At 73.9% G+C, this 12,738-nt stretch carries 10 protein-coding genes; 7 read left to right on the top strand and 3 right to left on the bottom strand.

What is annotated here, in order from left to right; all coding sequences use genetic code 11:
• Window positions 1-488 precede the first annotated feature (488 nt).
• The 3 genes from ACE1OC_RS02680 to ACE1OC_RS02690 all read left to right on the top strand — a co-directional run bounded on the left by ACE1OC_RS02680 (window position 489) and on the right by ACE1OC_RS02690 (window position 5,155).
• Window positions 489-3,215, top strand: a complete 2,727-nt coding sequence (locus tag ACE1OC_RS02680) for an alpha/beta fold hydrolase (RefSeq protein WP_407835605.1) — start codon at window positions 489-491, stop codon at window positions 3,213-3,215.
• The gene (locus tag ACE1OC_RS02685) at window positions 3,212-4,144 is read left to right on the top strand and encodes an ABC transporter permease (protein ID WP_407835606.1); all 933 of its coding nucleotides are present in this window, start codon (window positions 3,212-3,214) and stop codon (window positions 4,142-4,144) included. The genes ACE1OC_RS02680 and ACE1OC_RS02685 overlap by 4 nt, the downstream gene beginning before the upstream one ends.
• A 147-nt stretch (window positions 4,145-4,291) precedes the next feature.
• Window positions 4,292-5,155: a carbonic anhydrase gene (locus tag ACE1OC_RS02690; protein WP_407835607.1), complete on the top strand. Its 864-nt coding sequence runs from the start codon at window positions 4,292-4,294 to the stop codon at window positions 5,153-5,155.
• A 12-nt stretch (window positions 5,156-5,167) separates the two neighbouring features.
• On the opposite strand, the gene ACE1OC_RS02695 is transcribed toward ACE1OC_RS02690, so the two are convergent.
• Entirely contained in the window at window positions 5,168-6,118 is a 951-nt protein-coding gene (locus ACE1OC_RS02695; RefSeq protein ID WP_407835608.1) for an aldo/keto reductase, read from the bottom strand.
• Between the two features lie 262 nt (window positions 6,119-6,380).
• Between ACE1OC_RS02695 and ACE1OC_RS02700 the strand changes: the two genes are divergently transcribed.
• Complete coding sequence (locus tag ACE1OC_RS02700; protein WP_407841466.1) at window positions 6,381-7,373, top strand: hydroxyacid dehydrogenase; 993 nt, start codon at window positions 6,381-6,383, stop codon at window positions 7,371-7,373.
• Here ACE1OC_RS02700 and ACE1OC_RS02705 read toward each other — a convergent pair.
• Together ACE1OC_RS02705 and ACE1OC_RS02710 are read right to left on the bottom strand one after the other, a co-directional pair.
• Complete coding sequence (locus tag ACE1OC_RS02705; RefSeq protein WP_407835609.1) at window positions 7,370-8,185, bottom strand: sugar phosphate isomerase/epimerase family protein; 816 nt, start codon at window positions 8,183-8,185, stop codon at window positions 7,370-7,372. The genes ACE1OC_RS02700 and ACE1OC_RS02705 overlap by 4 nt on opposite strands.
• A complete protein-coding gene (locus ACE1OC_RS02710) occupies window positions 8,182-9,294 on the bottom strand; it encodes a LacI family DNA-binding transcriptional regulator (protein ID WP_407835610.1) in 1,113 nt (370 codons plus the stop codon). Before ACE1OC_RS02710 ends, ACE1OC_RS02705 begins: the two co-directional genes overlap by 4 nt.
• A 241-nt stretch (window positions 9,295-9,535) precedes the next feature.
• On the opposite strand from ACE1OC_RS02710, the gene ACE1OC_RS02715 reads away from it, so the two are divergent.
• Genes ACE1OC_RS02715 through ACE1OC_RS02725 form a run of 3 tightly spaced genes read left to right on the top strand, consistent with a single transcriptional unit; the run spans window position 9,536 to window position 12,650 of the window.
• Window positions 9,536-10,660, top strand: coding sequence for a Gfo/Idh/MocA family protein (locus ACE1OC_RS02715; protein ID WP_407841467.1), 1,125 nt, complete (start codon window positions 9,536-9,538; stop codon window positions 10,658-10,660).
• Window positions 10,657-11,814 carry a dihydrodipicolinate synthase family protein gene (locus ACE1OC_RS02720; protein WP_407835611.1) on the top strand — a complete coding sequence of 386 codons (1,158 nt, stop codon included), beginning with the start codon at window positions 10,657-10,659 and terminating at the stop codon, window positions 11,812-11,814. Before ACE1OC_RS02715 ends, ACE1OC_RS02720 begins: the two co-directional genes overlap by 4 nt.
• The gene (locus ACE1OC_RS02725; RefSeq protein WP_407835612.1) at window positions 11,811-12,650 is read left to right on the top strand and encodes a sugar phosphate isomerase/epimerase family protein; all 840 of its coding nucleotides are present in this window, start codon (window positions 11,811-11,813) and stop codon (window positions 12,648-12,650) included. Before ACE1OC_RS02720 ends, ACE1OC_RS02725 begins: the two co-directional genes overlap by 4 nt.
• Window positions 12,651-12,738 lie beyond the last annotated feature (88 nt).

A 12,738-nucleotide genomic window follows, 5' to 3' on the forward strand; every position in this document is an offset into this window, starting at 1 on the left:
GCCGCAGCCCGGCACATCAGCCTCGCCGACGCTCGATGCGCGGGTCCGGGGCATCCGGCCTCGCAGACGCTCGAAGCGCGGGGTCCGGCACATCCAGCCTCGCAGACGCTCGAAGCGCGGGGTCCGGCACATCCAGCCTCGCCGGCGTTTGAGGCGCGGGGTCCGGGGCGGAGCCCCAGGGGGTCCGGGCGCAGCCCGGGCCCTTTTCTTTCAGCCCGTCCGGCGTTTGAGGACCGGGGTCCGGGCAGCGCCCGGGGAACGGTGGAAGGGCGGGTAGGGGACAGCCCCCGCAGGGCAGCAAACGTGCTACGGATCGCGCGCCGCGTCAGAGGAGCCCCGGGCCGACCCGGGTTCCGGCCATCGCGGCCGAAGACCGCCCCGCATACCGCAGGCGCGGTACACGCGGCGGCCCGCGTAGTCCTTGAGGACGTCGGCAGTTCACCCTGCGGGAGCGCGGCCGCCGCCGCCCCTGCGCTTAGGGTTCCCGTATGAAGCTCCGACTGCCGCGGCGCCGCCGAAGCCGCCTGCTCGCGGGCGCGGCCGCGCTCGCCGTCGTCGCGGGGGCGGGCACCCTCACGGCCACCGCCGCGGCCGGCGACGCCCCGTCCGTGCGCCGCGAGGACAAGGTCCTCGACATGCCCGGCGCCGGGATCGACATCTCCTACTTCACCAGCGGGGACACCGCGGGGGACGGTGGGGCGAAGCGTCCCGCCGTGCTCCTCGCCCACGGTTTCGGCGGCAGCAAGGAAGACGTGCGTCCGCAGGCCGAGCGCCTCGCGCGCGACGGCTACGCGGTGCTGACCTGGTCGGCGCGCGGATTCGGCCGCTCCGGCGGGAAGATCGGGCTGAACGACCCCGCGTACGAGGTCAAGGACGTCTCCCGGCTGATCGACTGGATCGCCGCCCGGCCCGGGGTGCGGCTCGACGCGGCGGGAGATCCGCGCGTCGGCATCGCGGGCGGCTCCTACGGCGGGGCGGTCTCGCTGCTCGCGGCCGGCAACGACCCGCGCGTGGACGCCATCGCCCCCTCGATCACCTACTGGAACCTCGCGGACTCCCTCTTCCCCGGCGACGTCTTCAAGAAGCTGTGGGCGGGCCTCTTCTTCACCACCGGTTCGGCGGGCGGGCTGCAGCCGGGCGCTTCCGGTCCGGGCGCCGCCCCGCAGGCGGCCCCGGCCGCGCCCGGCTGCGGACGCTTCCAGCCGGAGCTGTGCGCCATGTACGAACGGGTCGCGGTGGCCGGCAAGCCCGACCCCGAGGCCCGCGCACTGCTGGAGCAGCGCAGTCCCTCGGCGGTCGGCGGCGCGATCAAGGTGCCGACCCTGATCACGCAGGGCCAGGACGACTCCCTCTTCCCGCTGGACCAGGCCGACGCCATGGCCCGGGCGATCGCCGCCAACGGTGCGCCGGTCTCCGTGGACTGGGCGGCGGGCGGTCACGACGGGGGCATGCGCGAGGCGGACCGGGTCGAGGACCGGGTGAAGACCTGGTTCGACCGGTACCTCAAGGACGACACGGCCGTGGACACCGGCCCCGCCTTCCGCGTCTCGCGCTCCGGCGGCATCGACTCCACCGACGGCCGGGTCACGCTGCGCGGAGCGAGCGGTTCCAGCTATCCCGGGCTGATGTCCGGGCCGCGCGAGTTCGCCCTGACCGGCCGGGAGCAGACCTTCGCCAACCCGGCGGGCGGGGCCCCGCCGGCGCTGTCCGCGCTGCCGGGCATCGGCGGGCAGCTCGCCGCCCTCGGAGGCGGCCTCTCGCTGGACTTCCCCGGGCAGAACGCCCGGTTCGAGTCGGAGCCGCTGACCGCGGAGACGCGGATCACCGGGACCCCGACCGTCACCCTAAAGGTGAGGTCTACAGCCGCGGACGGTTCGGCCGTCCTGTTCGGCAAGGTGTACGACGTCAGCCCCGATGGCCGCCAGCAGGTGCTGCCGAGTCAGCTGGTCGCCCCGGTGCGGGTGGAGGGCGCGCAGCAGGACAAGACCGTCGAGCTGCGGCTGCCCGCGATCGACCACGCGGTCGAGGCCGGGCACCGGCTGCGGCTCGTCGTCGCCGCCACCGATCTCGGCTACGCCTCCCCGGCCGCCCCGGCGACCTACACCGTCTCGGCGCAGGGCCCCCTGGCCGTGCCCGTCGCGGGCGGGGTGCGCACGGCGTCCTCGGGGCTGCCCGCCTGGACCTGGTGGATGCCGCTCGGGGCCGCGCTGCTGGCCGCGGCGCTGGTGGGGATCCGCAGGACCGGCCGGGGGCCGGGCGACGGCCGGGCGGGGGCGGCGCAGCCCGACCGGGCGCTGGCCGACGTACCGCTGGAGATCACCGGGTTGACCAAGCGTTATGCGAAGGCGCAGGACCGGTACGCCGTACGGGACCTGTCCTTCCGGGTGGAGAAGGGCCAGGTGCTCGGCCTGCTCGGGCCCAACGGCGCGGGCAAGACCACGACCCTGCGGATGCTGATGGGCCTGATCACTCCGGACGCCGGGGAGATCCGGGTCTTCGGGCACCAGGTCCGGGCCGGCGCGCCGGTGCTCTCGCGGGTCGGGGCGTTCGTGGAGGGTGCCGGCTTCCTGCCGCACCTGACGGGGCGCGCCAACCTGGAGCTGTACTGGCAGGCCACGGGCCGCCCCGCCGCGGACTCCCACATGGAGGAGGCCCTGGAGATCGCCGGGCTCGGCGACGCGCTGGAGCGGGCGGTGCGCACGTACTCGCAGGGCATGCGCCAGCGCCTCGCGATCGCGCAGGCCATGCTCGGCATGCCGGACCTGCTGATCCTCGACGAACCGACCAACGGTCTGGACCCGCCGCAGATCCGCGAGATGCGCGACGTGATGATCCGGTACGCGGCCGGCGGACGGACCGTCATCGTCTCCAGCCACCTGCTGTCGGAGGTCGAACAGTCCTGCACGCACCTGGTGGTCATGGACCGCGGCCGGCTCGTCCAGGCGGGCGAGGTCGCCGAGATCACCGGCGGCGGGGACGTCCTGCTGGTGTCGCTGGCCGAACCGGTGGACGAGGCGGCCGTCGGGAAGATCGCCGCGCTGGAAGGAGTGGAGTCGGTGGCAAGCGCCGAGGACGGTCTGCTCGTACGGCTGGACGGCGCGAGCGCCGCCGAGCTGATCGCCGAACTCGTACGGCTGGAGGTGCCGGTGTCGGGAGTGGGGCCGCACCGGCGGCTGGAAGACGCGTTCCTCACCCTGATCGGAGGCGCGGCATGAACACCGTGACGGATGTGAACGCGCGCGGGAACGCGGACTCGCCCGCGAACGGCGACGTGACGCCGGACGGCATCGGCCGCGAGGTCGCCCACGGCTACCGGGCGAACCGGACGCTGCCGCTGCGCGTGGAAGCGCTGCGGCAGTGGCGCCGGCGGCGGACGCTGGTGATGGGCGGGATCCTGGCCGCTCTGCCCTTCATCCTGATGATCGCCTTCGCGTTCGGCGGCGGCCCCGGCAGCCGGGGCGGCGGCGACGGCCGGATCACCCTCATCGACACGGCGACGGCCTCGGGCGCGAACTTCGCGGCCACCTGCCTGTTCGTGTCGGCCGGGTTCCTGCTGGTGGTGCCGGTGGCGCTGTTCTGCGGGGACACGGTGGCCTCGGAGGCCAGCTGGTCCTCGCTGCGGTACCTGCTGGCCTCACCCGTGCCCCGGGCCCGGCTGCTGTGGAGCAAGCTGGTCGTGGCCCTCGGCTTCAGCCTGGCCGCGATGGTGCTGCTGCCGCTGGTGGCGCTCGCCGCGGGTACGGCGGCCTACGGCTGGGGGCCGCTGGAACTCCCTGCGGGCGGCTCGCTGCCGGCCGGGGACACGATCGGGCGGCTCGCGATCGCCGTGGCGTTCGTCTTCGTATCGCAGCTCGTCACGGCCGGGCTGGCGTTCTGGCTGTCGACGCGGACGGACGCGCCGCTGGGCGCGGTGGGCGGGGCCGTCGGGCTGACGATCGTCGGCAACGTGCTGGACGCGGTGACCGCGCTGGGGTCCTGGCGGGAGTTCCTGCCGGCGCACTGGCAGTTCGCTTGGGCCGACGCGTTGCAGCCGCAGCTCGAGTGGGGCGGGATGATCAAGGGGACGGTGGTGTCGGTGTCGTACGCGGTGGTGCTGTTCGCGCTCGCGTTCCGCGGGTTCTCGCGCAAGGACATCGTGTCCTGAGGTTCGATCGTGTCCTGCTGGTTCGGCCGTCGGGGGCCAACCCGGGCGGACCCGCGTGTGCCTGCCGCACCGGCGGCCCGTACCCCCCAAGAATCGCCTCGGTCAGGACGTACGGACGCGTCCGAACGGCACCGAGGGGTACGACCCATGGACAGAGCAGGACTTCCGCCTCGCAGGTTCGTGCTGGCGGGTGGCCTCACGGCCGCCGCGGCCCTGCTCACGGGCTGCTCGGCCAAGAGCGCCCCGAAGGCGACGACGGCCGCGCCCGAGCCGCGGCCGAGCACCCCCGAGGGCGCGTACAGCCGCCTGATGGAGGGCAACAAGCGCTGGGTGAGCGGCAGCCTCAACCACCCCGACCGGGATCCGAACCGCCGTGAGCTGGTGGCGCAGGCGCAGGATCCCTTCGGCGTGATCCTGGCCTGCATCGACTCCCGGGTGCCGCCGGAGCTGCTCTTCGACACCGGGCTCGGCGACCTGTTCGTGCTGCGGACGGGCGGGCAGGCGGTCGGCCCGGTGGTGACCGGGTCGGTGGAGTTCGGGCCCATGACGGCCGGCACCCCGCTGATCATGGTCCTCGGGCACCAGCGCTGCGGTGCCATCGACGCTTCGTACAAGGCCTTGCGGGAGGGCAACCCGCTGCCCGGCAACCTGCGGGCGATCGAGAAGGCGCTGGTGCCGGCGTACGAGCTGACGATCAAGGACCCGGGCGCCGACCCGGTCGACACGATGATCCGCAATCAGATCAAGGTGACGGCGGACGAACTGCGGGGCAACGCGGATCTGGCGCCCCTGGTGGGGAAGGGCTCGCTGGCCGTGGTCGGCGCCTACTACTCGCTGGACACCGGCCAGGTGGAGATCCTGACGGGAGCGCCGACGGGGAGCGCTTCCGCCAGCCCGTCGGCATCCGCATCCGCGTCCCCGTCGGCATCGGCATCGGCATCGGATTCCGCATCCGCATCGGCGTCCCCATCCGGGTCCGCTTCCGTCAGTCCGTCGCCCGAGGCCTCCTGAAGGCGGGACCGGTCAGCCCGCGGCAGCTCCCGCGACGGCGTCGACCTCCGCCAGGAGTTCGGCGTCGAGCGGCCGGTCCGCGACGGCCGCGTTGGCCCGTACCTGCTCGGCGGACGTGGCACCCGCGATGACGGAAGCGCAGCCGGGCTGGGCGGAGAGCCAGCCGATGGCGAGTTCCAGGACGGTGCGCCCGTGCTTGTCGGCCAGCGCCGCGAGCGCTTCCACGGTGTCGAGGCGCTCGTCGGTGAGGTAGGCGTCGCGGCCTTCGAGGCGGGAGCCCGCGGGGACGGGAGCGCCGCGGCGGATCTTTCCGGTCAGCAGCCCGTTGGCCAGCGGGAAGTACGGCAGGACGCCGACTCCGTAGTGGAGGGCGGCCGGGACGAGCTCGCGCTCCGCCGATCGCTGGAGCAGCGACCATTCGTTCTGGGCCGATACGAAGGGTGCCGCGCCGGTCTCGCGGGCCACGTGGGCGGCTTCGGCGAGCTGCCAGCCGCTGAGGTTGGAGTGGCCGATGTAGCGGATCTTGCCTTCGGTGACGAGCTCGGTGAGCGCGGCGAGGGTCTCGGCCACGGGAACGGCCGGGTCCGGGCTGTGGAGTTGGTAGAGGTCGATGTGGTCGGTCTGCAGGCGGGTCAGGGACGCTTCGACGGCGCGCCGGATGTAGGCGCGGCCGCCGCGGGAGCCGGCGGCGGGTCCGTAGCCCATGTCCACGCCGTCGTAGCCGAACTTTGTGGCCAGGACGACCCGGTCCCGGCGGCCCTTGAGGGCCTCGCCGAGGTGGGTTTCGGAGCCGCCGGCGCCCCCGTAGATGTCGGCGGTGTCGAGGAGGGTGATGCCCGCGTCGAGGGCGGCGTCGACGACGGTGCGGGTGGCCCGGGCGTCGAGGCGCCCGCCGAAGTTGTTGCAGCCGAGCCCGATCGCCGACACCTGAAGACCTGAACTACCCAGGGGGAGATGGCGCATTTTCTTGTTCCTCCGCACTCGTCCGGCACATGATCGGCAGGACGGCAGTGTAGAGCGCACCCGTCCCCCGGCCCCGGGACGGGTGCCCGCACCGGCGCAGAAGTTCACACGATCGCAAAAGACCTCCGGGATCGCGAGCGACGGATGCTCGCCGCCGAGTGACTTCGGATCTCACCGCAGGAGCCGCCAAGTGACCCACCCCGCCTCCGACTCCGTCCTCTCCCCTCGCTCCGCGCCCCGCCGGCCGGTCACCGTTCTCGCGATGAGCGCCCCGACCCGGGCCGCCGTCCTCGGTGACCTGATCCTTCCGGAGCTGGTCCGGGTCGCCGATGTGGACCCCGGGCTGCTCGTCACCGACTTCGGCTCCGCCCGTTCCGAGGACGCGCTGCGGCAGCGGCTGGCCGTGGCCGAGGTGCTGTTCACCGGGTGGGGCTGCCCTCCGCTGGACGCGCGGGCGCTGGAGCTGATGCCGGAGCTCCGGGCGGTCGTGCACGCCGCCGGCAGTGTCAAACACCATGTCACCCCGGCTTGTTGGGAGCGGGGGCTGCTCGTCTCCAGCTCGGCGGCCGCGAACGCCCTGCCGGTCGCGGAGTACACGCTCGCCGCCATCCTGTTCGCCAACAAGCGGGTCCTGGACTCCGCGCACGCCTACCGGGCCGCCCGCGGCCCCATCGACCCGCTGCGCCACTACCCCGCCGTCGGCAACTACCGCCGTACCGTCGGCCTGGTCGGCGCCTCCCTCATCGGCCGCCGCGTGCTGGAGCTGCTGCGCCCCTTCGACCTGCGGGTGCTCGTGCACGATCCGTACGCCGATCCGGCCGAGCTCGCCGCCCTCGGCGCCGAGGCCGTCGCCCTGGACGAACTGCTCTCCCGGAGCGACGTGGTGAGCCTGCACGCTCCCGAACTGCCGCAGACCCGCCGGCTGCTGAACGCGTCCCGGCTGGCCCTGATGCGGGACGGGGCCACCCTCGTGAACACCGCGCGGGGCTCGCTCGTCGACACCGCGGCACTGACCGGGGAGCTGGTCTCGGGGCGGCTGCACGCCGTGCTCGACCACACCGAGCCGGAGGTGCTGCCCGCCGACTCCCCGCTGTTCGACCTGCCCAACGTGCTGCTCACCCCGCATGTGGCCGGTTCCCTGGGCGGGGAGCTGGACCGGCTGGCGTTGTCGGCGGTCGAGGAAGTGGAGCGCTACGCCCGTGGGCTCGGCTTCCGCCACGCCGTCGACCGCGACCGGCTCGGCCGGTCGGCCTAGGCTGTCTCGTTCGGTTCGTGCCGGGCCCGCGCCGCGCGGACCAGCCGCTCCAAGTACGCGCGGCCCGGACCGAGCCGCTCCGGCAGTGCGCCGGCGGCGGGGTACCAGCGCTTCTCGTACTCCCAGCAGAGCCAGCCCCCCGGCGGTACGAGGGCCACCGCCTCGGCGAGGGGCAGCGCTCCCCCGCCGAGCCCGAGCGGGGTCAGCTCCTGCGCGGACGCCACGTCCTTGACCTGTACGTACCCCAGGTGCCCGGCGAGGGCCCGGCTCGACTCGGCCGGTGACTCGCCCCCGAGCCAGGTGTGCAGTACGTCCCACAGCGCGCCCGCGCCCGGATGCGCGACCCGGTCCAGGACCCGGGCCGTGGCGGCCGCGGTGCGGTGCGAGTCGTGGGTCTCCAGCAGGATCCGCACCCCGTGCCGCTCGGCGAAGGGTGCGGCGGCCCGGAGCCGGCGGACCGCGTGGTCGTCGGCGTCGGCCGGGGACTGGTCACCGCCGCCGGGGAAGACCCGTACGTGGGGGGCTTCGAGGTCGGCGGCGAGCCGCACCAGGGCCTGGATCTCGGCGAGGACGGGCTCGTCGGGGCCGGGCGCCGCCACCCGGGCGTAGCCCGCGACTCCGAGGACGGCGACGCCCGCGGAGGTCAGGGTGCGCAGGCCGGCCGCGCGGTCGCCGGCGGAGCTGGCGGGATGCAGGGGCTCCTCGGGGTGGGCCCGCAGTTCGAGGCCCTGGTATCCGTGCGTGGCGGCGAGCTCCGCGCTGCGCTCCAGCGGGGTGCCGGGCAGGCCGAGGGTGGAGAAGGCGTACCTCACGGGCGGCCCCCTTCGGTGGCGGCGGGGAGCCTGGTGGCGGCGCGCGCGGTGGCGGGCGGCGGTGCGGTGGAGGCGCGCACCGTCAGCTCGGCGGGCAGCGTGGTGATGCCGCCGGGGGGCAGCGCCCTGCGGCCCGTGACGAGCTGGGCGGCGAGCACCCCCGCTTCGCGCAGCGGAACCCGGACGGTGGTGAGGGTGGGCGCGGTGTCGACGCAGACGGGCAGGTCGTCGAAGCCGGCGACGGAGACGTCCTCGGGTATCCGCAGGCCTGCCTCGCGCAGGGCCGCGGCGACCCCGGTGGCGACGGTGTCGTTGGCGGCGGCCACGGCGGTGAAGGGCGCGCCGCGGCGGAGCAGTTCGCGGGTGGCGTCGTATCCGGCGGACCGCTCGAACCCCGCGTGCACGGTGAGGCCGGCGCAGTGCGCGGGCAGTTCGGGGTCGTGCTCGCGCAGGGCGTCGCGGTGTCCGGCGAGGCGCTCCCGGGTGGTGCTCAGCCCGGGCGGGCCGGCCACGTAGGCGATGTGCCGGTGGCCGAGCGTCAGCAGGTGCTCGGTGAGCCGGAAGGCGCCGCCCCGGTCGTCGAACATGACGGTGGCGACGGGGAGTCCGGCGGGCAGGGGCAGCGGGGGCCGCCCGCAGAGCACCACCGGGGCGCCGGTGGCCGCGATGCGGGCGAGGCGGGCGGCGAGCGCCCGGGTGTGCTCCGGATCCTCCACGGCGCCGCCGGTCAGGACGACCCCGCCGGCCCGCTGTCCTTCGAGGAGGGCGAGGTAGTCGAGCTCGGCGGCCGGGGCGCCCTCGGTGTTGCAGACGACGGCGAGCCGGCGCGCGCCGCCCTGCCCGCCGGGGGCCAGGGCGCTCTGCAGGGAACCGGCGAGGATCCCGAAGAAGCTGTCCGCGACATCGTGGACGAGGACGCCGATCAGGTCCGAGGTCGCGGCGGCGAGGGCCCGCGCGGGGCCGTTGGCGATGTAGCCGAGGTCCTCGATCGCCTGCTCCACTCGGGTCCTGGTGCCGCCCGCCACCGGATACCCGCCGTTGAGTACGCGCGAGACCGTGGCGGGCGATACGCCCGCGTGCGCCGCCACTTCGGCGAGTGTGACCGCCATCGACCCCTCCTTCCGTTCCGTCCCGGGTCATCGTCTCACCCGGCGTGTGGATCTCCATAGTCGCCGATGAAGAAAGCGCTTTCTATCACCCGTAAGAGTCTTGCACCGCGACACCGAGCGGCCCTAGCCTGACCGGAGAGAAAGCGCTTTCTGCGCTGTTTCTCGGAAGCTCCGCACAAGGGAACACCGCAACAAGACGAAGGAGGGGGACACCGTGCAGCGCAGGACGATCAAGATCGCCATGAACGGCGTCACCGGGCGGATGGGATATCGCCAGCACCTGGTCCGCTCCCTGCTCGCACTGCGCGAGCAGGGCGGGCTCGACCTCGGCGACGGCACCGTGCTGTGGCCGGAGCCGGTGCTGGTCGGCCGCCGCGAGGAGGCCCTGCGGGCCATCGCGGAGCGGCACGGCCTGGAGCACGTGAGCACCGACCTGGCCGCGGTGCTGGCCGACCCCGAGGTGGAGATCTACTTCGACGCCCAGGTCACCGGCGCCCGCGAGGCGGCCGTGCGGCAGGCCGTGGCGGCCGGCAAGCACGTCTACTGCGAGAAGCCCACCGCCCTCACCTTCGAGTCCTCGCTGGAGATCGCGCGACTGGCCGACGCCGCCGGCGTCAAGCACGGGGTGGTGCAGGACAAGCTGTTCCTGCCGGGCCTGCTGAAGCTCAAGCGGCTCATCGACGGCGGCTTCTTCGGCGAGATCCTGTCCGTGCGCGGGGAGTTCGGATACTGGGTCTTCGAAGGCGACTGGCAGTCCGCCCAGCGCCCTTCCTGGAACTACCGCTCCCAGGACGGCGGCGGCATCGTCGCCGACATGTTCCCGCACTGGGAGTACCTGCTGCACGAACTCTTCGGCCGGGTCCGCACGGTGCAGGCGCTGACGCGCACCCACATCGGCCGCCGCTGGGACGAGGAGGGCAAGCCGTACGAGGCCACCGCGGACGACGCGGCGTACGGGATCTTCGAGCTGGAGGGGGGCGCCGTCGCGCAGATCAACTCCTCCTGGGCGGTACGGGTCAACCGTGACGAGCTCGTGGAGTTCCAGGTGGACGGGACGCACGGGTCGGCGGTCGCCGGGCTGCGCGGCTGCCGGATCCAGCACCGCGCGACGACTCCGAAGCCGGTGTGGAATCCGGACCTGCCCCTGACCGAGAACTTCCGCGACCAGTGGCAGGAAGTCCCGGACAACACCCCCGCCGACAACGGCTTCAAGGCCCAGTGGGAGCTGTTCCTGCGCCACGTCGTACGGGACGAGCCCTGGCGGTGGGACCTGCTGGCCGGCGCCCGAGGGGTGCAGCTGGCCGATCTCGGCCTGCGTTCCTCCGCGGAGGGCCGACGGCTCCTGGTCCCGGAGGTGGCGCTGTGAGCATCCGACTCCCCTCCGCGGACGGCGAACTGCGCCTCCACGCGCCGGTGACCGCTCCGCTGGCGCCGCTCACCTGCGGCCCGGCCCGCAGCCGCACCTTCTACTCGGCCGCTCACGTGGTGGCCGACCCCCTCTCCGCCTCGGCCGAATCCGGACCGGTGATCGACTGGGAGTCCACGCTGGCCTTCCGGCACACGCTGTGGGCGCAGGGCCTCGGGGTCGCCGAGGCCATGGACACGGCGCAGCGCGGGATGGGCCTGGACTGGCCGGGCGCAGCGGAGCTGATCCGCCGTTCGACCGCCGAAGCCCGGTCGGTGGGCGGCCGGATCGTCTGCGGGGCGGGCACCGACCAGCTGGCTCCGGACACCGCGCATGACCTCGCCGCCGTCACCGCGGCGTACGAGGAGCAGCTGGCGCTGGTCGAGGAGTGCGGGGCGACGGCCGTGCTGATGGCCTCCCGGGCGCTGGCCGCTGCGGCGCGCGGCCCGGAGGACTACCTGGAGGTGTACGGGAGGCTGCTGCGGCAGAGTTCCCGGCCCGTGGTGCTGCACTGGCTGGGGCCGATGTTCGACCCGGCGCTGGAGGGGTACTGGGGGCACGCGGATCTGGACGCGGCCACGGACGTCTTCCTGAAGATCATTTCCGAGTATCCGGAGAAGGTCGACGGCATCAAGGTCTCTCTGCTCGACGCGGGGCGGGAGGTGGACATCCGGCGGCGGCTACCCGCGGGCGTGCGCTGCTACACGGGCGACGACTACCACTATCCGGAGCTGATCGCCGGGGACGGCGAGCTGGCCAGCGACGCCCTCCTGGGGATCTTCGATCCGATCGCCCCGATCGCGGCTCGGGCGGCGCTCGCCCTCGACCAGGACGATGCGGCCGGATTCCGGGAGCTGCTGGATCCGACGGTGGCGCTGTCCCGGCACCTGTTCGCTCCGCCCACCCGCTACTACAAGACGGGCGTCGTGCTCCTGGCCTGGCTCGCGGGGCACCAGGAGCACTTCGCGATGGTCGGCGGGCTGCACTCGGCCCGCTCGCTCCCCCATCTGGCCACCGCCTACGAACTGGCGGACAACCTCGGCCTGTTCCCGGACCCGGAACTCGCCGAGGCCCGGATGCGACAGCTGCTCGCGCTGCACGGGGTGGCCGCGTGAGCCCGGCGGGGGCGCCTGCCCGGTTCAGCCTGAACCAGGAGACGATCCGCCAGTGGTCCCTTCCCGAGCTGGTGGCCGGGTGCAGCGCGGCCGGGGTCGGCTCGGTCGGGCTGTGGCGCGATCCCGTAGAGCGGTTCGGGGTGCGGGAGACCGCGAAGCTGGTCGCCGGGGCCGGACTGCGGGTCAGCTCGCTCTGCCGGGGCGGCTTCTTCACCGCCGCCGATCCGGACGGGCGGGCGGCCGCTCTCGAGGACAACCGCCGTGCCGTGGAGGAAGCCGCCGAACTGGGCGCCGACGCGCTGGTCCTGGTCTCGGGCGGCCTGCCGGACGGAGACCGGGACCTGGCGGGAGCCCGGCGGCGGATCGTCGACATCCTGGGCGACCTGGTCCCGTACGCCGCCGGGCACGGGGTGCGCCTGGGGATCGAGCCGCTGCACCCGATGTACGCGGCGGACCGCTGCGTGGTCTCCACCCTCGGTCAGGCCCTGGACATCGCCGAGGAGTTCCCGGCGACGCGGGTGGGGGTGGTCGTCGACTCCTACCACCTGTGGTGGGACGAGCGGCTGCCGTCCGAGGTCCGGCGGGCCGGAGAGGCCGGGCGGATCGTGTCCGTCCAGGTAGCCGACTGGGTGACGCCGCTCCCCGAGGGCGTGCTGCTGGGACGGGGACAGCTGGGCGACGGCTCGATCGACCTGAGGGCCTTCCGGGAGCTGACCGACTCCGCGGGGTACCGGGGGCCGGTAGAGGTGGAGATCTTCCATCCCGGGCTGTGGGCGCGCGACGGCGAAGAGGTCCTGCGGGAGGTGATCGACCGCTACCGCGAGCACGTCGCATGAGGTGAAGGGGGGTGCGTGAGCCGAAGTACACGGGGGCCACAGCGTTTCGGGCGCAGCAGCGTTTCGGGCGCAGCAGCGTTTCAGTCAA

Origin of the sequence: Streptomyces stoeckheimensis (genome assembly GCF_045822005.1) — a bacterium.
GTDB classification, from domain to species: Bacteria; Actinomycetota; Actinomycetes; order Streptomycetales; family Streptomycetaceae; genus Streptomyces; species Streptomyces stoeckheimensis.

What these genes read in the sequence shown, in the direction of transcription:
- ACE1OC_RS02680 (WP_407835605.1), top strand. Translation starts at nt 489, where the DNA reads ATGAAGCTCCGACTGCCGCGGCGCCGCCGAAGCCGCCTGCTCGCGGGC.
- ACE1OC_RS02685 (WP_407835606.1), top strand. Translation starts at nt 3,212, where the DNA reads ATGAACACCGTGACGGATGTGAACGCGCGCGGGAACGCGGACTCGCCC.
- ACE1OC_RS02690 (WP_407835607.1), top strand. Translation starts at nt 4,292, where the DNA reads ATGGACAGAGCAGGACTTCCGCCTCGCAGGTTCGTGCTGGCGGGTGGC.
- ACE1OC_RS02695 (WP_407835608.1), bottom strand. Translation starts at nt 6,118, where the DNA reads ATGCGCCATCTCCCCCTGGGTAGTTCAGGTCTTCAGGTGTCGGCGATC.
- ACE1OC_RS02700 (WP_407841466.1), top strand. Translation starts at nt 6,381, where the DNA reads ATGAGCGCCCCGACCCGGGCCGCCGTCCTCGGTGACCTGATCCTTCCG.
- ACE1OC_RS02710 (WP_407835610.1), bottom strand. Translation starts at nt 9,294, where the DNA reads ATGGCGGTCACACTCGCCGAAGTGGCGGCGCACGCGGGCGTATCGCCC.
- ACE1OC_RS02715 (WP_407841467.1), top strand. Translation starts at nt 9,536, where the DNA reads ATGAACGGCGTCACCGGGCGGATGGGATATCGCCAGCACCTGGTCCGC.